The sequence below is a fragment of the Pseudescherichia sp. AS216 genome (assembly GCF_037152055.1).
GTDB lineage: Bacteria > Pseudomonadota > Gammaproteobacteria > Enterobacterales > Enterobacteriaceae > Pseudescherichia.
On the sequence record NZ_JBBCMV010000001.1, the window covers coordinates 523,262 to 543,482 of the forward strand.

The following is a 20,221-nucleotide window of genomic DNA, read 5'->3' on the forward strand; positions in this document are numbered from 1 at the left end:
TTACTCATTTAATATCTAAATGTAAACATACATTTCAATTAACGTGAAAAGTGCAAGCATTCGTGTTGTGCACGCTTTTTGGCACTGTGAAAAGAGACTTTTTAATGAAAGTAAAATCGAAACCAAAAAAGCTTGTTCAGGCGCAAAAAATGCGCCTGATGGCGAGGATACACCGCGCCAGCTGGCAGCAAAAAATTATTCTCTCGTTTATATTTATTTTTTCATTGATAACCTTTCCGGTTTCAGCTTCATTTCTCCTCAGTAGTCCCCCGGCCTCTGCTACCAGCAGCGAGCCGCAGACGGATACTGGCACGCTACCCGGTAGTGATACGCTCAGCTCGACGGCCTCCGCGCTCTCTTCTTCCGGTACGGATGGCTTAAAAGGGGCGGCCGCTTCGGCGGCAACCGGTTATGCGGCTTCCTCAGCCGAGGACTGGCTGAGCCAATTCGGCACGGCTAAGGTGAAGCTGAACGTTGATGACAACGGTAACTGGGACGACAGCTCTCTGGACTTCCTGCTGCCATTGTATGACAACCAGCAGCAGCTCCTCTTTACCCAGCTCGGCTATCGTGCGCCGGACGGCCGCAACACCGGTAACTTTGGTCTGGGCGTCAGGGTGTTTAACCTTAAAAACTGGATGTTCGGTGGAAACGTCTTCTTTGATGATGACTTCACGGGTAAAAACCGCCGCGTCGGGGCCGGTGCTGAGGCCTGGACAGACTTCCTGAAGCTGGGCTTTAATACCTATGCGGGCACGACCGACTGGCACACCTCTCGCGACTTTGCCGATTACAACGAAAAGCCCGCTGACGGCTTTGATATTCGTGCTGACGGCTACCTGCCCGCCTACCCACAGCTGGGCGGCAAGCTGATGTATGAAAAATACTATGGCGATGACGTTGCCCTGTTTGATAAAGACACGCTGCAAAACGATCCTTCTGCGGTGACCGTTGGGTTTAACTATACCCCTATTCCGTTAGTGACCGCTGGCGTTGACTATCGTCGCGGCCAGGATTCAGTGGATGAGACCGAATTTAGCCTTAATTTCCGCTATGCTCTGGGCCAGTCGTGGGGCGCGCAGATCTCGCCCGATCAGGTGGCGATTCGCCGCAGCCTGGCCGGCAGCCGCTACGATCTGGTCGATCGTAACAACGAAATCGTGCTGCAGTATAAAAAGAAAGAGCATAACGACGTCCTCGCTGATATGAAGTTGACTCCACTTCAGGATCATAGCCCTGCCGATGGCGCGACCAACAACTCCGTAGTGGTGCAAGCGGTCACCTCAGACGGCACGGGCGTTAAAAATGTCGCAATTACCTGGAGCGTCAGCGGAACGGGTAAACTGAGCGCCACCTCAGGGGTAACCGACGACAACGGTTACGCCACCGTCGGCATTACCAACACCACCGCCGAACAGGTTACGGTGAGCGCCACCTCCGGCTCCCTTACCCGCAGCGTGCCGAGCAACTTTGACGAGTCGGTCAGTTCACTGAATCTCGAGATGACCGATAACAACAGTAAAGCGGACGGCGTCGATACCAATAGCGGCAAGGTGACCGTGCTGGATGCCAGCGGTAAGGCGATGTCGGGCGTATCGGTGAGCTGGAGCGTAGATCATAGCGCAACGATTGTGCACAGCGACGCGGTGACCGACGCTAGCGGCCATGCCAGCGCTGAGTTTACCGATACCAAAGCGGAGTCGGTGAAGCTGAGCGCCAGCGCCTCGGGTAAAACGGAATCAACAAATTCTCTCTTTGTTGCTGCCGCAACGAAAAATAATATCACTGTCAGCATGACAACGGACAACTCGCCGGCCGATGGCGTCACGCCGAACGTCGCCCATGCGACGGTGACGGACAGCACTGGCAAAGCGGTTTCAGGCGTGACCGTGAACTGGAGCACGACTGGCAGCGCAAAACTGGCTGCGACCTCCTCTGTCACTGACGCCAGCGGCAATGCCAGCGTTAGCCTGACGGACAGCGTCGTGGAGAGTGGCCTGACCGTTACCGCCACGGCGGGTGATGCTTCCGGCTCCACCACCACAACCTTTGTCGGCGTTCAGCAGAACATTGCCGTGGCGATGGCTACCGACAACTCCCCAGCCGATGGCGTGACGCCGAACGTCGCCCGCGCCACGGTAACGGACGGTAACGGTAAAGCCCTCTCAGGCGTGACCGTGAACTGGGCTGTCACCGGTAGTGCAAAACTGGCTGCCACCTCCTCAGTAACCGATGCCAGCGGTAATGCCAGCGTTAACCTGACGGACACGGTTGTCGAGAGTGGCCTGACGGTGACCGCCACGGCAGGGGATGCGAAAGCATCGACCACAACGGCCTTCAAGGGCATTCAGCAGAACATCGCTGTCACCATGACGACGGACAACTCACCGGCTGATGGGGTAACGGCAAACGTCGCTAGCGCCACGGTTACGGACAGCAGCGGCAAAGCGCTCTCAGGCGTGACCGTGAACTGGACGACCACCGGCAGTGCAAAACTGGCGGCAACCTCCTCTGTTACCGACGTGAATGGTAATGCCAGCGTTAACCTGACGGACAGCGTCGCGGAGAGCGGCCTGACCGTTACCGCCACAGCGGGAGATGCGAAAGGATCAGTCACGACGACGTTTGTTGAGATCCAGAAATCGATCGCCGTCACTATGACCACGGACAACTCTTTTGCCGACGGCGTGACGCCGAACGTGGCTCGTGCCACGGTAACGGACAGCAACGGTAAAGCGCTCTCAGGCGTGACCGTAAACTGGACCACCACCGGTAGTGCAAAACTGGCTGCAACCTCCTCTGTCACTGACTTCCGGGGTAATGCCAGCGTTAACCTGACGGACAGCGTCGCAGAGAGTGGCCTGACGGTGACGGCCACGGCAGGGGATGCGTCCGGCTCGGCCACCACAAGCTTTAAGGCGCTTCTGGATAATATCACCGTGACCACCGCCACAGACAATGCCCCGGCGGACGGCATGTCAACCAACGTGGTTAATGCGCTGGTTACAGACGGTAACGGCCAGGCGCTGAAGGGCGTTACCGTAAACTGGACCACCACCGGCAGCGCTAAACTGACCGCCAACTCATCGGTAACCGACCTAACTGGTAAGGCGAGGATGAGCCTGACGGATAACGTTGCAGAGAGCGGCCTGACCGTCACCGCAACGGTGGGTGAAGCAACAGGGACTACCCAGGTGTCGTTTACCGAACTTCAGCAAACCGTTACCGTGACGATGAAGGTCGATAACTCTCCGGCCGATGGCAAAACGCAAAACATTGCTCAGGTGGTGGTTATGAAAGACAACCGGCCAGTTTCCGGGGCGGCGGTGACCTGGAGTAAAGACTCCTCCAACGCAATGAACGCCTCTTCGCCAACGGCTACAACCAATGATGAGGGTATCGCCACTATGGCCTACACCGATGACACGGCTGAAACATTCAACGTTGTGGCGACGGTAGGCAATCAGACCGGTAAAGTGCAGTCAACCTTTGTTACCCCTGAGTTCGGGCCGATTACGTTAACTATGCCGGAAGTGATGGCTACAAGTAGAGTCAATTACGATATCGCGGTAGATGGTACGCCAGTTATTACTATGCACTATAACGGCATGGCTGCGGGCGACCAGATTGCCGTTAGCTCTTACGTTAGTGGGGATCGAAATGGCCAAACCCTGGACTATAGCGCGCCGGTTCATACCGTTACCGCAGGCGAGGTGGGCCAGGACATTAGCATAACGCTGCCAGCAAACGTTCTACTGGGAGTTGAGGGAGTGAATGGTGGCGCCACTAGCGCAGATGCAGCCTGGCTACACGTTAAGTCCGTTGTTACCCAAGTTGATAGTGGTAGAACCCAAACCGGATCGCTATCCTATGCGATTGACACATGTCGTCCCGGCGATTGCAATTGATCAAAGCCCCTGCTCTGCAGGGGTTTTTTTTGACAGATAAAAAATTATTAACAATGCGCAATCATTGCTGCCCTCGTTACTCAATAAGGAACAATTACCTCACTGCTGCACGGGTACGCTACTCCTGTCGATAAGACAAACCTGTTAACACTATGAGGAAATAAATATGACTAATAAATTAACAGCGCTTGACACGCCTGCCGCCCCGCGCGTACTCAATGCCAGCTCCGACGATAATTACACTATTGACCAGTATGATATTAAGTCGGGTCTGGTTCTGGTTATTCCAGAATATACTGATGCCCAGGCTAAAGATCTTGTAATGGTTCACTGGGGCGACTACCAGCAGGAGTATCTAATTTCTGATCCGCTTATGCTGCCGCTGGAGATTGACGTGCTCAATGACTATCCGCCCAGCAATCATGAGGATGGTACCTACGATGTCTACTATGTGGTTACCGACCCCGATCAGAACACCAGAGAGTCCGACCATATCTCTCTGATTATTGATGCTGGAGAAGCCGTAGCGACGCTGCCTGCGCCGGTCGTCCCGGATGCTGCACCGGGCTACATCAACTATAATGCCGCGCTTGATGGTGTTGCAGTTGACATCACCTATTCCCCGATGACTGCAGGCGATGTCATTACGCTGATCATGAAGGGTTACGACAATGCGGCGAGCCTTGAATTAGCCGATATTGAGTACACCTACATCGTGACGGCAATTGATGCGCGGAAGGGCACGGTTGAGATAGATAAAATCACTCTGCAAGATATGCAGCAGATTGGCGAAAATGCCTATGCGCTGTTCTGGTACACCGTGGCGCCGGCCGATGGCTCTGCCGTTGAAACCTCAGAGACGTTCCGTACCGAGGTTGACGTGGTCCCACCGGGTGGAAATTAATTAGCTTTGTTAACAAGGCTTCCTTCGGGAAGCCTTTTTTATTACCTGCTAAAGCCACCAATAAAAAAGGCGGCCTCTTATTAATTGAACGCGCTAAATACAACAGAGCTGGAAATATACGCGCCCGAGACGTTCAGTAGCGATAGCGTGAATGAAACACTTTCCGCCGTCGCATCGATAATATCGAAACCGCCTGCATGGGTAGCGCCAATATTAATATAGGCCGTTTGTCTGCCGCTGGTGGTAATAGTGGCGCTGCTGGCCGTATTCAACGTCAACGTTGCCCGGGTAGCGGCAGAGAAGGCGCTGCTGCGAAGATAGACGCTACAGAGGCTTCTGCCATCAGCCGCTGCGCCGGTAGAGACACCGTAGTAGGCCAGTTCACCCTGGCCATAGAGCCAGAAGGTAAAAGTCATGCTGGCTCTGGCGCTCAGCTGCGGTTCGCTAATGACATAAGCGTTGATCGGCACGTTCCCGGTGGCGTAAGAGTAGACCTGTGCAAATCCAAACCCCGTTTCATCCAGCCGAACCGTTAGCGTATTGGCGCTATTAGCGTTAAACAAGGCGCCAGAGGTCGCCGAAACGGAAAGCTCTACGTCTGCGCCTGCCGGCCCCTGGAGGGTTACCGAATTCATGGGGCGAACGGGAATTGACGGCGTGTAGAGCGGTGCGCCGGTTCCGCATATCATCCTTAAACCTGCTGCCGCTGCCGTAGCGATTGTGACATCGGTAGTGGTAGAGGAGGCGATCCCCCCTTCGTTGCTAAACAGCACCTGGTAGCGGCCTTCACCATAGCCAGGCTCTACCGGAGCCATAAAGCTGGCGGGAATATGGAATATGGCCTGCTGCGCCAGGGCCTCGCTGGCACCAAGCGTGCGGGTTTCGGTCCAGGCAGTGCCTGGGATCGGGGAGGCAGGCGAGGTGATATAGCCAAACCAGAACGCCGTTACCGTATCGCCTGCCACCATGCCAGGGTAGGAAACCGTCATCTCCGTACCGTTATCGGCGTCGATCTCACTCTCGGTAATCACGCCATCATCTTCTGCCGCCGGAAAGTCGGGGGCGGGCAGCAGGGAGCAGTGCTCGGTATCCACGTTGACCTGCGCCAGCTCAGAGATGCCCGGCTGTGAGGGCGAGGCGACCTGATACCAAGCCTGTGCATAGCCGATACCTATCGGCGTGACATAGGTCGATGGCACCGTGACGGTGAAACCGGTGGTTATCTCAGTAGAGGCCACAACGTGAGCAATAACGTCATAGGCAGCCGCAATGGCCGTTCCGTTTGCAGTATAACCTTGCCAGTAAAGGGTAACGACGCTGTTGGCAACAAAGCTGCTGCTCCCCGGAACGGTAACGTCGACACCCTGGCTACATTCGGCGCAGTCAAGCCAGCCGTCGCCGCCTGCCGGAAAGAGGGGGGCTGGGTAGAGCACTGACGGTGCCATATCAATATTCACCGAGGCGCTGTCAGAGTTTTGACTCTCACCGGAGGGGCTGGCCACGGAGTACCATGCCTGAACGCTGCCTTCGCCTATCGGCATAATGTATGGTGGGGCGATAAGTACCTCGAACCCCTGCAAATCTGCGCTGGTGACGGAGTGCGTCACGCTGGTGACGCTGGCGGGTACGGCGACCCCCGTTTGATCAAAACCGACCCAGTAGAGCGTGACCAGATCGCCAGATGCAAGTCCATCGCCGGGCACTTCAACATACGTACCCTTGTTGAGCATGACGGAGCTGTAGGTAATGACATTGTTTACCGCATCGGTGAACACCGGCGGTGGCAGCGAGCCGGTATGGTTGCGATCAACAATTGCCGTGGTGATGCCTGAGGCGGCAATATTTTGATAGGCGTCGGTTGAGGTATACCAGACGCTGTGGCTGCCGTCTGGAACCAAATCCGCTGGCACAATCACCTGCCAGGGGAACGCCGAGTCAATGTTATTTTTGGTAAGCCAGAGCGTACTGACGACCTCACCATCCCAGAACAGGCCCAGATAGTCACCCACGGCGGCATTGTTATAGCGGTTGACCTGAATATCAACGCCGCCGGACGATAAAAGCTCTACCTCATTGATATAGCCGTCATCGCTCATTTGGGGTAACGCGGGAGAGGGTAGTGCTGCTGATGTACTCATGATGCCTCCTGTTTATATAAATAGACATAAAGGTATCAGCAGCAAAAGGTGCGGAAATGGCAAAGGGTGACTGACAACGACTATAAAAAACAGCGACTAACGGTGTAGTTTACCGTGATCTTTAAGCCACAGAGCCGTGCGCCGTATTCCCTCATCCAGCGTCACCAGCGGGGCATAGCCCAGCTCCTCGCGGGCGCGGCGGGTATCAAGGGTGAAATCAAAGTTCAGCTTCGAGACGCCGTAGTGGGTCAGGGCGGGCTCTTTAGCCCGCTTGTCACAAAAGCGCTCCATGCTGCGCGCGATGATATCCAGCATCGGGTAGGGCACCGAGCGAATACGGCAGTGGATCTCCAGCTCGTCGATCAGCCGCTGGACGATGCTGCGCAGGGTACGCCGCTCGCCGTTGGTAATGTTATAGGCGCGCCCGGACGGCAGTGCGTCACAGGTCTCCTGGCTGGCGAGCCACATAGCATGCACCGCGTTCTCGAAGTAGGTCATATCCACTAATGCATCGCCGCCGCGCGGCAGCAGCACGCTGCGGTAGTGGTGCATCATCTGCGCCAGCCGGGGAATAAACACTTTGTCGTGCGGGCCAAACAGGCTCTGCGGCCGCAGAATAGTAAAGCGGGTGTTGGGATTGGCCTGGGCCAGGAGCTGGATCACCTCTTCCGCAGCGGCTTTGCTGCGGGCAAACTCGTTGGCAAACCGCGCCGGGCGAAAGTTCTCGTCAATATCATGATGGTGATGATAATCGAAATAGAGCGACGGCGAGGAGACGTGGATAAAGTTGCGCACGCCCCATGCCACGGCCCACTCACCGAGGCGGCGGGTCGCTCGCACGTTGGCGAGGTCGAACGCTTCCTGCGTGCCCCAGGGGGAGGTAAAGCTGGAGCAGTGCCAGAGCGTGTCGACGCCAGCCAGCATCACCTTTGCCTGAGAGGAGACAAGCTCGGTCAGATCGGCCTGGACGAACTCCGCGCCCATCTTTTGCAGCAGCTTGCCCATCGCCTCATTGCGACCGCTTGCTCTGACGCTCACGCCTCTCTGACGCAGATACTCGACCGCGTTGCGGCCTAAACCGCTGGTTGCGCCGGTGACCAGAACCTTCATAGCAATCCACTGTGTTGAAAAGAATTTCGTGCGCATTCTTCCGTGAATTACGCCGCTATGCAATGGAAAGATGACAGATAAAAGCCCGATTTCGGACTTTATCTGTCAAATATTCTACATCTTGCACAATCTTAAGCGGTGTTTAACGTTTCAGGAACGCCTGCCAGTGGTTAACCAACTCTTCCAGCTGTGCGCGACTGACGTCGAGATGGGTAACGATGCGGACGATCGGTGACGCGTTGAGCAGCACGCCGCGCGCCTGCATAAACTCGCCAAGAGCCGCGGCGTTCTGCTCGCCTACGCGGACAAACAGCATATTGGTATCGTGACGCATAACGTCAGCGCCAATTTCCTGCAGCTGCGCCGCCAGCCATGCGGCATTAGCGTGATCTTCTTTCAGACGCTCGACGTTGTTCTTCAGCGCAAACAGGCCCGCCGCTGCCAGGAACCCCGCCTGGCGCATGCCGCCGCCGGTCATTTTGCGCCAGCGGTTAGCGCGCTTGATATATTCATGGCTGCCTACCAGCAGCGAACCAACCGGCGTGCCGAGGCCTTTTGAGAGGCAGATGGTAAAGGTATCGCAGTATTGGGCGATCTCTTTTAACGGGCAGCCATACTCCACCACCGCATTGAAGATGCGTGCGCCGTCAACGTGCAGCGCCAGTCCTTTCTCACGGGTAAAGTGCCACGCCTCAGCGAGATATTCACGCGGCAACACCTTGCCGTTGTGAGTGTTCTCTAAGCTCAGCAGGCGGGTACGGGCGAAGTGAATATCGTCCGGCTTGATCTTCGCCGCTACCTTATCCAGCGGCAGCGAGCCGTCCGGGCTGGCGTCGATAGGTTGAGGCTGAATACTGCCCAGCACCGCCGCGCCGCCAGCCTCGTAGAGATAGTTGTGTGCTCCCTGACCCACGATATACTCCTCACCGCGCTCGCAATGGCTAAGCAGCGCCACCAGGTTGGCCTGGGTGCCGGTAGGCAGAAACAGCGCTGCCTCTTTGCCGGCAAGCTCGGCGGCGTAGCGCTGTAGTTCATTAACGGTGGGATCGTCACCATACACGTCGTCCCCGACCGGGGCGGCCATCATCGCTTTCATCATGGCGCGGCTCGGTCGGGTCACGGTATCACTACGTAAATCAATCACGGCACTTCCTTATCATCTTCAGGATCGTGCCATCTGTTTTACCTGAGCCAGTTGGTTTTCGCCAGTTCCACGACCTCATCGCCGCGACCGTTGATGATGGCGCGCAGCATATAGAGGCTGAAGCCCTTGGCCTGCTCAAGCTTGATCTGCGGCGGAATAGAGAGCTCCTCTTTTGCCACCGTTACGTCCACCAGCACCGGTCCCTCGGTGGCAAACGCACGCTGCAGGGCGCTGTCGACGTCAGCGGACTTCTCGACGCGGATGCCGGTAATACCGCACGCCTCTGCGATGCGGGCGAAGTTGGTCTCATGCAGGTCGGTTCCGTCCGTCAGATAGCCTCCGGCCTTCATCTCCATTGCCACGAAGCCCAGCACGCTGTTGTTAAAGACGATGATTTTTACCGGCAGGTTCATCTGCGCCAGGGAGAGAAAATCACCCATCAGCATGCTGAACCCGCCGTCGCCGCACATCGCCACTACCTGACGGCTGGGATGCGTCGCCTGCGCTCCCAGCGCCTGCGGCATGGCGTTGGCCATTGAACCGTGGTTGAAGGAGCCAAGCAGGCGGCGCTTGCCGTTCATCTTCAGGTAGCGGGCGGCCCACACCGTTGGCGTTCCCACGTCGCAGGTGAAGATGGCGTCGTCATCAGCAAAATCGCTGATCCGCTGGGCGAGGTATTGCGGGTGAATGACCTTGCTGCTGGGCTTCGCCAGGTCGTCCAGGCCCTTGCGGGCGTCGCGGTAGTCTTCCAGCGCTTTATCAAGGAAGCGGCGGTCGGTTTTCTCCTCCAGGTGCGGCAGCAGGGCAGCCAGCGTGGTTTTGATATCGCCCACCAGAGCCATGTCTACTTTGCTGTGCGCGCCAATGCTGGCCGGGTTGATATCAATCTGGATAATTTTAGCATCGGTGGGGTAGAAGGCCCGGTAGGGGAACTGGGTGCCGAGCAATATCACCGTGTCAGCGTTCATCATGGCATGGAAGCCGGATGAGAAGCCGATCAGCCCGGTCATGCCCACGTCGTAGGGGTTGTCATACTCCACGTGCTCTTTGCCGCGCATGGCATGGATAATCGGTGCTTTCAGCTTTTCGGCAAAGGCAAGCAGCTCGTCATGGGCCCCGGCACAGCCGCTGCCGCACATCAGGGCGATATTGCTGGAGTAGCGCAGCAGCTGGGCGAGCTTGTGCAGCTCTGTTTCGGTGGGGGTCACCACCGGCTGCGGGGCGCTATACCAGTGGCTGCTGGCGCTCTCCGGCGCGGGCTTCAGCGCCACGTCGCCGGGCAGGACGATCACCGAGACGCCGCGATTGAGGATCGCCTTACGCATGGCGATGGCTAACACCTGCGGGATCTGCTCCGGGCTGGAGACCAGCTCGCAGTAGTGGCTGCACTCGCGGAACAGCTCCTGCGGGTGGGTCTCCTGGAAGTAGCCGCTGCCAATTTCGCTGGAGGGAATATGCGCCGCAATCGCCACCACCGGCACGTGGTTGCGATGGCAGTCAAAGAGGCCGTTGATCAGATGCAGGTTGCCTGGCCCGCATGAGCCTGCACATACCGCCAGCTCGCCCGTTAGTTGCGCTTCTGCCCCGGCGGCAAAGGCGGCGACCTCTTCATGACGGGTCGACATCCATTCGATAGTGCCCATCTTGTTGAGGCTATCGCTCAGCCCATTCAGTGAATCACCGGTAACGCCCCAGATGCGTTTTACCCCGGCTTGCTCAAGCGTTTTGGCGATATAAGCGGCGACGGTTTGTTTCATCTTGTCATCTCCATTTTGTGATGTTGGTAACAAGCTTAGATGAAAAAGCGCAAACGAAGCGCCGTTGCCCCTTTATTTGCTGTGGCTTTTCGGTAACTAAACGTAAGATGATTTTTGCCAATGGGTAATGAAAACAGGAATCATTTCAAATGGTTAAATCAATGTTAAATGCGGTTAATAGAATGTGTGCACATGAAGATGCAGGCCGTTTTTTACTGCGTCTGACGGTGGGTGGGCTGATGCTGTTTCACGGCCTGCACAAGCTGATTGACGGTGTGGATGGCATCAGCGGCATGCTGGTGGCGAAGGGGCTGCCGGGGTTTATCGCCTACGGCGTGCTGGTTGGGGAGGTGGTGGCACCGGTGCTGATTATTCTCGGCATCTTCACCCGCCCGGCGGCGCTGGTGCTGGCCTTTACGATGATCGTTGCCTGGATGATGGTAGGGGTGAATATTACCGGACAGCTGGATAAAACCGGTGCCTGGGCGATTGAGAGCATGGTCTACTTCTTTATCGCGGCGCTGGCGGTGGCTTTCTTAGGCGCCGGACGCTACTCCGTGGCACCAAAATATTCATAATTCTGCAAGGCCCGGTAAGCATAGCGCCACCGGGCATTTACCTTACTCAGGCAAGCACTAAATCACTCTGCGGCTGGCAGGAGCAGGCCAGCACGTAGCCCTCTGCAACCTCGGTATCGGTCAGCGTCATGGTGCTGGTCACCGCATACTCCCCGGCGACCACCTTCGTTTTACAGCAGCCGCACACGCCTGCCCGGCAGGCCACGTTAACCGGAACCTTATTGCTCTCCATCGCCTCCAGCAGGGTCGTACCGACCGGCGCGTAAAATTCCCGCGCCAGCTGCAAGGCGCTGATCTTCAGCCCACTGCTGGCCGCCGCTGTGACCGGCACAAAGAACTGCTCTTTGTAGAAACGCGTTACGCCCAGCGATTTTACCGTGTTTTCCACCCACGCCATGTAGGGCGCAGGGCCGCAGGTCATCACGGTGCGCGAGGCGAGATCCGGCACGCTCTGCAGCAGCTCGGTGGTCAACCGACCGGGAATAAACCCTGAAGTGGCGTTGTGCTCGGCCAGCAGGGTGACCGGATAGTCACGCCACTCGTCGGCGAAGATGACGTCCTGCGGCGAGCGCACGCTGAAGAGAGTCTGCACGTCGGCCTGCGGGCGGTGTTTCGCCAGCCAGCGGCGCATCGACATAATCGGCGTAACGCCGCAGCCTGCCGCCAGCAGTAGCACCCGGTCGCCAGGCTTATCGTCACAGGTAAACTCACCCTGGGCGTCAGAGAGCCAGATATAGTCCCCGCGTTTTACCTCCTGCGTCAGCCACTGCGAGCCTACGCCGTCGTCAAGACGGCGCACGGTCAGCGTAATGTACTCGCTTACCCCCGGCGTAGAGGAGAGCGTATAGGCGCGTAGGGTATCGGCGGCGTTGCCGATGCTGACCAGAGCATACTGTCCGGCACGGTACGGATAGTAGTCGTGGCACAGCAGAGAGAGCGTCCAGACATCCGGCGTCTCCTGGTGAATGTGGTGAACCTGCATCCGCCACGGACACTGTGAGGTTGGCATCGTCATTATCTCCTCCTTACGCGCTCAGCAGCTGCTGCATATCTTGTTCAACGGTGGTGACCGAACGCAGGCCAAACTTCTCGTTCAGCACCGCCAGCAGATCCGGGGTCAGGAAGCCCGGTGCGGTTGGACCGGTAACGATATTGGTGACGCCCAGAGAGAGCAGGGTCAGCAGGATCACAATCGCTTTCTGCTCGAACCACGAGAGCACCAGCGACAGAGGCAGGTCGTTGACTCCGCAGCCCAGCTTCTCTGCCAGGGTCACCGCCAGAATAATCGCCGAGTAGGCGTCGTTGCACTGACCGGCATCCACCAGGCGCGGCAGCCCTTCGATGTTGCCAAAGTCGAGCTTGTTAAAGCGGTACTTACCGCAGGCCAGGGTGAGGATCAGGCAATCTTCCGGCACGCTGGTGGCGAAGTCGGTAAAGTAGCTACGCTCCCCGCGTGCGCCGTCGCAGCCGCCCACCAGGAAGATATGGCGAAGCTTCTCCCTGCTCACCAGGTCGATCAGCGTATCGGCCGCGCCGAGCAGGGTTTGACGGCCAAAGCCGACGGTGATCAGGTGTTCAATTTCGCTGTAGGGGAAGCCCGCCATCTGCTGGGCCTGGGCGATCACCGGCGCAAAATCATCACCTTCGAGGTGGCTTACACCCGGCCAGCCGACGATGCTGCGGGTCCAGATACGATCGTCATAGGCACCCGGAGCCGGGTCAATGATGCAGTTGGAGGTCATCACGATGGGGCCAGGGAAGCGGGCAAACTCCACCTGCTGGTTCTGCCAGCCGCTGCCGTAGTTACCTACCAGATGTTTATACTTACGCAGTTCCGGATAGCCGTGCGCTGGCAGCATTTCGCCGTGGGTATAGACGTTCACGCCTGTGCCCTCGGTCTGCTGCAACAGGTTGTGCAGATCCTTCAGATCGTGGCCGGAGATCAGAATAGATTTCCCGGCTACCGCCTTGACGTTAACCTGGGTGGGGGTCGGATGGCCATAGGCGTTGGTCTCTCCGGCATCGAGGATGCTCATCACCTGGAAGTTCATCTGGCCGATCTCCATGGCGCACGCCAGCAGAGCATTCATATCCGCAGGCCAGGTGCCCAGCCACGCCATGATTTTATGGTACTGAGCGTAGATGGCGTTGTCGTACTGGCCGAGCACGTGGGCATGCTCCATGTAGGCTGCCGCCCCTTTCAGGCCGTAGAGGCAGAGCAGGCGCAGGCCAAGAATATTGTCGCCGATTTCGGCTTTGTCTTTGTTCGGGGTAAAGACAGCGGCCTGGCGCTGAAGCTCGCCCAGGTCGTCGCTGATCAGCTGTAATCCCGCCATCGGGTTATCAACGGAGGCGGTGGGATCGATGCTCAGGCACAGCGCTTTCAGCGCCTCGCGTTTGGCGATAGCTTCCTGGGCATAACCGACGATGCGCGGTGAATCAAAGTTCACGTTGGTGAGGGTGGAGAAGAAGGCGCGCGGGGAGAAGCTATCGATCTCATGATCGATCAGATCGTAGTCGCGGGCTTTCAGCGCCCAGGCGGACAAGCCTTGCAGCGCTGCGATCAAGAGATCCTGTAGGTCAGAGGTCTCTGCGGTTTTACCGCACATACCCTGCGCATAGGAGCAGCCGTTGCCAGCCGGGGTACGGATAGTTTGTTCACATTGCACACAAAACATAGTCACACCTATAAAGTTATATTTTAAATACATGTTTAAGATTATGCCCCGGCGAAAGGCGGTGAAAGCGATATTTATGCTATCTGAAGGGAGATTGATTTAGCGCAATTTTATTGACGGGCAGCTAAGCCTAAAGGGGTATCAGGGGGAATAATATCGTTAAGCATCCCGCAAATTTATGTAATGATTAAAAAACACTCTGTGGGAGGCGAAATGCGACTTGAGCGGGTAGAGATTGTAGGGTTTCGCGGCATTAATCGTTTGTCGCTGATGCTGGAGCACAATAACGTGCTGATAGGGGAAAATGCGTGGGGAAAATCGAGCCTGCTGGATGCGCTCACGCTTCTGCTCTCACCGGAAACAGAACTGTATACGTTTACCCGCAATGACTTCTGGTTTCCCCCCGGTGATATGCAGGGTCGCGAGCGCCACCTGCATATCATTCTGACCTTTTGTGAAGCCGAGCCGGGTAACTATCGTGCCCGTCGCTATCGCCCGCTGGCGAACTGCATGGCTCAGGGAACGGATGGCTATCGGCGGATTTTCTATCGTCTCGAAGCAGAGCAGACTCATGAGGGTCATGTCACCACCCGCCGCAGTTTTCTGGATGCCGAGGGCCAGACGCTGACGCTGACGGAAGCCGATGGCCTGGCACAGCACCTGGTCCGGCTGATGCCGGTTCTGCGCCTGCGCGATGCCCGTTTTATGCGCCGTATTCGCAACGGTAGCGTGCCGGATTTGCCGGAGGTGGACTTCACCGCCCGTCAGCTCGACGTGCTGGCCCACGATCTGGTTTCGCGCCCGCAAAACCTCAGCGACGGGCAGATCCGTCAGGGGCTATCGGCGATGGTGCAGCTGCTGGAGCACTATTTTGCTGAGCAGGGCACCGGTGAATCGCGCCAGCGCCTGATGCGCCGCCGCTCCCACGATGAGCAGCGCAGCTGGCGCTATCTTGATATCATCAACCGAATGATCGACAGGCCCGGCGGCCGCAGCCATCGGGTGATCCTGCTGGGCCTGTTCGCCACCCTGTTAAAAGCCAAGGGAACCGTGCAGCTGGACAGGGACGCGCGCCCGCTGCTGCTAATTGAAGATCCCGAGACACGCTTGCACCCGATTATGCTCTCGGTGGCCTGGCACCTGCTCAACCTGCTGCCGCTCCAGCGTATTACCACCACCAACTCCGGGGAGCTGCTCTCCCTGACGCCCGTCGAGCACCTCTGTCGGCTGGTGCGCGAGGCCTCGCGGGTCGCTGCCTGGCGGCTGGGGCCGGGCGGGCTAAGCGCGGAGGATGGCCGCCGCATCGCCTTTCATATTCGTGCCAACCGTCCCTCGTCGCTCTTTGCCCGCTGCTGGCTGCTGGTAGAGGGGGAGACCGAGACCTGGACCATCAGCGAACTGGCCCGTCAGTGCGGTCACCACTTCGATGCTGAAGGGATTAAGGTGATTGAGTTTGCTCAGTCCGGCCTCAGGCCGCTGGTAAAGTTTGCCCGGCGGATGGGCATCGCGTGGCATGTGCTGGTCGATGGCGACGAGGCGGGGAAAAAATACGCCGCCACGGTGCGCAGCCTGCTCGATAATGACAAGGCGCTGGAGCGGGAGCATTTAACGGTGCTGCCCGCCCTTGATATGGAGCATTTCATGTACCGCCAGGGCTTCGCTGATGTCTATCACCGCGTGGCCCAGCTGCCTGAGGGGATCCGCATGAACGAGCGGCGGGTGATCGTTAAAGCGATTCACCGCTCCTCCAAGCCGGACCTGGCCATCGAGGTGGCGCTGGAGGCGGGACGGCGCGGCGTAGAGGCGGTTCCGCCGCTGTTACGCAGCATGTTCTCCCGCGTGCTGTGGCTGGCGCGTGGACGGGCAGACTAATCCTGAAACGTTGAGGCAAAAAAAGAGAGGGTTTCAGCGGCAGGCGGTTCATATAGAATTGTTTCAGTGTAGTCAGGTTAACTATCCGGAATTTTTATGAATCTTAAGGGAAAACGCAGGAAGATTTACGTCGCGCTGGCGCTGCTCCTGCTGATCGTTGCCGTTTGGGGATGGCAGAAGCTCAACGCGCCGATCGCGCAATACCAGACGCTGATCGTCCGACCTGGGGAGCTTCAGCAGAGCGTGCTGGCGACAGGCAAGCTGGATGCCTTGCGCAAGGTTGACGTAGGTGCCCAGGTGAGCGGGCAGCTGAAAACCCTGTCGGTTAACATCGGCGACAAGGTGAAAAAGGATCAGCTGCTGGGGGTGATCGATCCCGAGCAGGCGCAGAACCAGATCCGTGAAGTAGAGGCAACCCTAATGGAGCTGCGGGCCCAGCGCCGTCAGGCGGAGGCGGAGAAGCGGCTGGCGGCGGTCACCCTCTCCCGTCAGCAGCAGCTGGCCAGGACCCAGGCGGTATCACGCCAGGATCTCGACAGCGCCGCCACTGAGCTGGCGGTAAAAGAGGCGCAGACCGGTACCATCGAAGCGCAGATCAAGCGTAACCAGGCCACGCTCGACACGGCAAAAACCAACCTCGACTACACGCGGATTATCGCCCCGATGGCGGGAGAGGTGACGCAGATTACGACCCTGCAAGGCCAGACGGTGATCGCCGCCCAGCAGGCGCCAAACATTCTCACCCTGGCGGATATGAGCACCATGCTGGTCAAAGCCCAGGTTTCAGAAGCGGACGTTATTCACCTCAAGCCGGGGCAGAAGGCGTGGTTCACCGTACTGGGGGATCCGCTGACGCGTTACGAAGGGGTGCTGAAGGATATTCTGCCGACGCCAGAGAAGGTTAACGACGCCATCTTCTACTATGCGCGTTTTGAGGTGCCGAATCCGCAAGGGGTACTGCGTCTGGAGATGACCGCTCAGGTCCATATTCAACTCTCGACGGTGAAAAACGTGCTGACCATTCCGCTGGCGGCGCTGGGTGAACCCATTGGCGATAACCGTTACAAGGTCACGCTGCTGCGCAACGGTGAAACCCGCGAGCGGGAGGTAACGCTTGGGGCGCGCAACGATACCGACGCTGAAGTCGTGAAAGGCCTGGAGGAGGGCGATGAGGTCGTCATCGACCAGGATAACGCCGGAGCCGCACCATGACGACCCTGCTTGAGCTGCGAGATATTCGCCGCAGCTACCCCTCAGGCGAAGGCATGGTTGAGGTGCTGAAAGGTGTCACCCTGGATATCGTCGCCGGTGAGATGGTGGCCATCGTGGGCGCATCCGGCTCGGGTAAATCGACCCTGATGAATATCCTTGGCTGCCTGGATAAACCCACCATCGGCAGCTACCGGGTGGCGGGAGTGGACGTCGCCACGCTGGACGGTGACGCGCTGGCCCGCCTGCGCCGGGAGCATTTCGGCTTTATCTTCCAGCGCTACCATCTGCTCTCCCACCTGACGGCGGCGCAGAACGTGGAGGTACCTGCGGTCTACGCGGGTACCGAGCGCAAAGCACGGCTGGCCCGCGCCAATGCGCTGCTGAAGCGGCTGGGGCTGGCGGAGCGGGAGAGCTATCAGCCTTCTCAGCTCTCCGGCGGCCAGCAGCAGCGCGTCAGTATTGCCAGGGCGCTGATGAACGGTGGGCAGGTGATCCTCGCCGATGAGCCCACCGGGGCGTTGGATAGCCATTCGGGAGAGGAGGTCATGGCTATCCTCCATCAGCTGCGCGATGCGGGCCACACGGTGATTATCGTCACCCACGATCCGCAGGTGGCGGCGCAGGCTGAGCGGATCGTTGAGATCCGCGACGGCGAGATTATCCGCAATCCACCGCCAGCGGTGAAGCCGGAAGCCGTCCGCCAGCAGCCCAGCGTCCAGCCCGATAACGGCTGGAAGCAGTTCAGCAGTGGTTTTCGTGAGGCATTGACCATGGCGTGGCGGGCGATGGCGGCCAATAAGATGCGCACCCTACTGACCATGCTGGGGATTATTATCGGCATCGCCTCGGTGGTGTCGATTGTGGTGGTAGGGGATGCCGCCAAACAGCTGGTGCTGGCAGATATCCGCGCCATCGGGACCAACACCATTGACGTCTATCCAGGGAAAGATTTTGGCGATGACGATCCGCAGTACCAGCAGGCGCTGAAATATGACGATCTGATTGCTATCCAGAAGCAGCCCTGGGTTCGCTCGGCGACCCCGGCGGTATCCCAGAACCTGCGCCTGCGCTACGGCGGGACCGACGTGGCCGCCAGCGCTAACGGCGTCAGCGGGCAGTATTTTAACGTCTACGGGATGACCTTCAGCGAGGGGACCACCTTCAACGATCAGCAGCTTACCGGCCGCGCCCAGGTCGTGATCCTGGACGAGAATACCCGACGTCAGCTCTTTCCCAATAAGGCCAAAGTCGTGGGTGAAATTGTGCTGGTGGGCAACATGCCAGCGACGGTGATCGGCGTAGCCCAGGAGAAGCAGAGCATGTTCGGCAGCAGCAAGATCCTGCGCGTCTGGCTGCCTTATTCCACCATGTCAGGACGCATTATGGGCCAGTCCTGGCTGAACTCCATCACCGTGCGGGTGAACGAAGGTTACAGCAGCGAACGTGCTGAACTTCAGCTGACGCGACTGCTTACCCTGCGTCATGGCAAAAAAGATTTCTTCACCTGGAACATGGATGGGATCTTGAAAACCGCAGAAAAGACCACACGTACTCTTCAGCTTTTCCTGACGCTGGTGGCGGTGATCTCCCTGCTGGTGGGGGGCATCGGTGTGATGAATATCATGCTGGTTTCGGTCACCGAGCGCACCCGGGAGATTGGCATCCGCATGGCGGTGGGGGCGCGTAAAACCGACGTGCTGTCACAGTTTTTGATTGAGGCAGTACTGGTCTGCCTGGTGGGGGGCGCATTAGGCGTCTGCCTGTCGATGCTCATTGCCTTTACGCTTCAGCTCTTTTTACCCGGCTGGGAGATCGGCTTCTCCCCGGTTGCGCTGATTACGGCGTTTGTCTGCTCAACCTTTACCGGGGTGCTGTTTGGCTGGCTGCCGGCGCGCAACGCCGCCCGACTCGATCCGGTTGAGGCGCTGGCGCGGGAGTAGGGTGATAAAAATGCCAGCGTGTGGCTGGCATTTTAGGTGCAGGATGTACACAATTAAACTAAGCGGCGTCAGGCAACGGCCTCGACGAACGCCACGGCTTCAACGGGCACGATGACGCTGGCATGATTGCCTTTCGGCCCCTGGTGTACATCAAACTGGACGGTTTGTCCTGCCTTGAGCGTTCTGTAACCCTCCATCTGGATGGTAGAGTAGTGGGCGAAGATATCTTCGCCGCCGCCCTCAGGGCAGATAAAACCGAACCCTTTAGCATTGTTGAACCATTTAACAGTACCCGTTTCCATGCTTCGACATCCTTCGTTAATCTTCTTTGAGTAAGATGGAATGAACCGGTGGCAGAGTCTGGGTTTGTTCAAAACCTCGCCAACTCTCGCCTGTACAATTTAGATAAATCGGGGTTAGCGTCAAGCGTTTGGCAGCGTCCAGCAGGATGATTCACTCGAAAATTTGAAGCAGTTAACGCTATTGCCTGGGTTTGTGACAGGCCTCGCGAATAGCAATGATAGATGTTAGTTATTTGGATCCTGATGTAGATTCAAAATGCATCTAGACTCAAGTCAACGACAGGGTGCACTCTGTCGGAAATGGCAACCTTAGATGAAAGCGAACAACGATGGGTAAGTCTAATAATTGGCTGGATTTTGACCAATTGACGGCGGATAAGCTGCGCGAAGGGCTAAAACCGCCATCTATGTATAAAGTTATGTTAATGAACGATGATTACACGCCGATGGAATTTGTTATTGACGTGCTACAAAAGTTCTTTTCTTATGATGTAGAACGCGCTACGCAATTGATGCTCACGGTTCACTATCACGGGAAAGCCATCTGCGGCATTTTCACTGCTGAAGTAGCAGAGACCAAGGTGGAGATGGTGAACAAATACGCCCGGGAGAACGAACATCCGTTGTTGTGTACGCAGGAACTCGCCTGATTAAGGCAAACTATTGAGGGGGTGCCCA

The 20,221-nt window shown here is 57.6% G+C and carries 14 protein-coding genes; 7 read left to right on the forward strand and 7 right to left on the reverse strand.

Annotated features, from left to right (window positions below; translation table 11 throughout):
- Positions 1 to 104: 104 nt before the first annotated feature.
- Positions 105 to 3,908 carry an Ig-like domain-containing protein gene (locus tag WFN61_RS02570; protein ID WP_337037492.1) on the forward strand — a complete coding sequence of 1,268 codons (3,804 nt, stop codon included), beginning with the start codon at positions 105 to 107 and terminating at the stop codon, positions 3,906 to 3,908.
- 166 nt (positions 3,909 to 4,074) lie between these two features.
- Positions 4,075 to 4,812, forward strand: a complete 738-nt coding sequence (locus WFN61_RS02575) for a hypothetical protein (protein ID WP_312282211.1) — start codon at positions 4,075 to 4,077, stop codon at positions 4,810 to 4,812.
- Between the two features lie 80 nt (positions 4,813 to 4,892).
- Here WFN61_RS02575 and WFN61_RS02580 read toward each other — a convergent pair whose 3' ends face one another.
- The 4 genes from WFN61_RS02580 to poxB form a co-directional block, all read right to left on the reverse strand.
- Complete coding sequence (locus WFN61_RS02580) at positions 4,893 to 6,950, reverse strand: hypothetical protein (RefSeq protein WP_312272643.1); 2,058 nt, start codon at positions 6,948 to 6,950, stop codon at positions 4,893 to 4,895.
- A 96-nt stretch (positions 6,951 to 7,046) separates the two neighbouring features.
- On the reverse strand, positions 7,047 to 8,060 hold the full coding sequence (locus tag WFN61_RS02585) for an NAD-dependent epimerase/dehydratase family protein (protein ID WP_312174359.1): 1,014 nt from the start codon (positions 8,058 to 8,060) through the stop codon (positions 7,047 to 7,049).
- A 142-nt stretch (positions 8,061 to 8,202) separates the two neighbouring features.
- Positions 8,203 to 9,204, reverse strand: coding sequence for a low-specificity L-threonine aldolase (gene ltaE, locus WFN61_RS02590; protein ID WP_144813071.1), 1,002 nt, complete (start codon positions 9,202 to 9,204; stop codon positions 8,203 to 8,205).
- A gap of 38 nt (positions 9,205 to 9,242) precedes the next feature.
- The gene (poxB, locus tag WFN61_RS02595) at positions 9,243 to 10,961 is read right to left on the reverse strand and encodes a ubiquinone-dependent pyruvate dehydrogenase (RefSeq protein WP_312282210.1); all 1,719 of its coding nucleotides are present in this window, start codon (positions 10,959 to 10,961) and stop codon (positions 9,243 to 9,245) included.
- A 149-nt stretch (positions 10,962 to 11,110) separates the two neighbouring features.
- On the opposite strand from poxB, the gene WFN61_RS02600 reads away from it, so the two are divergent.
- The gene (locus WFN61_RS02600) at positions 11,111 to 11,539 is read left to right on the forward strand and encodes a DoxX family protein (protein ID WP_103819673.1); all 429 of its coding nucleotides are present in this window, start codon (positions 11,111 to 11,113) and stop codon (positions 11,537 to 11,539) included.
- A gap of 46 nt (positions 11,540 to 11,585) precedes the next feature.
- Here the strand turns inward: WFN61_RS02600 and hcr are convergent, their stop codons facing one another.
- Both hcr and hcp read right to left on the reverse strand, forming a co-directional pair.
- Positions 11,586 to 12,554: an NADH oxidoreductase gene (hcr, locus tag WFN61_RS02605; RefSeq protein ID WP_312282209.1), complete on the reverse strand. Its 969-nt coding sequence runs from the start codon at positions 12,552 to 12,554 to the stop codon at positions 11,586 to 11,588.
- A 10-nt stretch (positions 12,555 to 12,564) separates the two neighbouring features.
- Positions 12,565 to 14,217, reverse strand: a complete 1,653-nt coding sequence (gene hcp, locus WFN61_RS02610) for a hydroxylamine reductase (RefSeq protein ID WP_257757055.1) — start codon at positions 14,215 to 14,217, stop codon at positions 12,565 to 12,567.
- A 213-nt stretch (positions 14,218 to 14,430) separates the two neighbouring features.
- On the opposite strand from hcp, the gene WFN61_RS02615 reads away from it, so the two are divergent.
- The 3 genes from WFN61_RS02615 to macB all read left to right on the forward strand — a co-directional run bounded on the left by WFN61_RS02615 (position 14,431) and on the right by macB (position 19,241).
- Positions 14,431 to 16,089, forward strand: a complete 1,659-nt coding sequence (locus tag WFN61_RS02615) for an ATP-dependent endonuclease (protein ID WP_257757057.1) — start codon at positions 14,431 to 14,433, stop codon at positions 16,087 to 16,089.
- A gap of 96 nt (positions 16,090 to 16,185) precedes the next feature.
- Positions 16,186 to 17,301 carry a macrolide transporter subunit MacA gene (gene macA / locus WFN61_RS02620; RefSeq protein ID WP_222890027.1) on the forward strand — a complete coding sequence of 372 codons (1,116 nt, stop codon included), beginning with the start codon at positions 16,186 to 16,188 and terminating at the stop codon, positions 17,299 to 17,301.
- The gene (gene macB, locus WFN61_RS02625) at positions 17,298 to 19,241 is read left to right on the forward strand and encodes a macrolide ABC transporter ATP-binding protein/permease MacB (protein WP_257757061.1); all 1,944 of its coding nucleotides are present in this window, start codon (positions 17,298 to 17,300) and stop codon (positions 19,239 to 19,241) included. The genes macA and macB overlap by 4 nt, the downstream gene beginning before the upstream one ends.
- Before the next feature lie 68 nt (positions 19,242 to 19,309).
- On the opposite strand, the gene cspD is transcribed toward macB, so the two are convergent.
- A complete protein-coding gene (cspD, locus tag WFN61_RS02630; RefSeq protein ID WP_144813047.1) occupies positions 19,310 to 19,543 on the reverse strand; it encodes a cold shock-like protein CspD in 234 nt (77 codons plus the stop codon).
- Positions 19,544 to 19,872: 329 nt separating this feature from the next.
- On the opposite strand from cspD, the gene clpS reads away from it, so the two are divergent.
- Complete coding sequence (gene clpS / locus WFN61_RS02635) at positions 19,873 to 20,193, forward strand: ATP-dependent Clp protease adapter ClpS (protein WP_144813043.1); 321 nt, start codon at positions 19,873 to 19,875, stop codon at positions 20,191 to 20,193.
- The last annotated feature ends 28 nt before the right edge of the window (positions 20,194 to 20,221 follow it).

What these genes read in the sequence shown, in the direction of transcription:
- WFN61_RS02570 (WP_337037492.1), top strand. Translation starts at nt 105, where the DNA reads ATGAAAGTAAAATCGAAACCAAAAAAGCTTGTTCAGGCGCAAAAAATG.
- WFN61_RS02575 (WP_312282211.1), top strand. Translation starts at nt 4,075, where the DNA reads ATGACTAATAAATTAACAGCGCTTGACACGCCTGCCGCCCCGCGCGTA.
- WFN61_RS02580 (WP_312272643.1), bottom strand. Translation starts at nt 6,950, where the DNA reads ATGAGTACATCAGCAGCACTACCCTCTCCCGCGTTACCCCAAATGAGC.
- WFN61_RS02585 (WP_312174359.1), bottom strand. Translation starts at nt 8,060, where the DNA reads ATGAAGGTTCTGGTCACCGGCGCAACCAGCGGTTTAGGCCGCAACGCG.
- poxB (WP_312282210.1), bottom strand. Translation starts at nt 10,961, where the DNA reads ATGAAACAAACCGTCGCCGCTTATATCGCCAAAACGCTTGAGCAAGCC.
- WFN61_RS02600 (WP_103819673.1), top strand. Translation starts at nt 11,111, where the DNA reads ATGGTTAAATCAATGTTAAATGCGGTTAATAGAATGTGTGCACATGAA.
- hcr (WP_312282209.1), bottom strand. Translation starts at nt 12,554, where the DNA reads ATGACGATGCCAACCTCACAGTGTCCGTGGCGGATGCAGGTTCACCAC.
- hcp (WP_257757055.1), bottom strand. Translation starts at nt 14,217, where the DNA reads ATGTTTTGTGTGCAATGTGAACAAACTATCCGTACCCCGGCTGGCAAC.
- WFN61_RS02615 (WP_257757057.1), top strand. Translation starts at nt 14,431, where the DNA reads ATGCGACTTGAGCGGGTAGAGATTGTAGGGTTTCGCGGCATTAATCGT.
- macA (WP_222890027.1), top strand. Translation starts at nt 16,186, where the DNA reads ATGAATCTTAAGGGAAAACGCAGGAAGATTTACGTCGCGCTGGCGCTG.
- macB (WP_257757061.1), top strand. Translation starts at nt 17,298, where the DNA reads ATGACGACCCTGCTTGAGCTGCGAGATATTCGCCGCAGCTACCCCTCA.
- cspD (WP_144813047.1), bottom strand. Translation starts at nt 19,543, where the DNA reads ATGGAAACGGGTACTGTTAAATGGTTCAACAATGCTAAAGGGTTCGGT.
- clpS (WP_144813043.1), top strand. Translation starts at nt 19,873, where the DNA reads ATGGGTAAGTCTAATAATTGGCTGGATTTTGACCAATTGACGGCGGAT.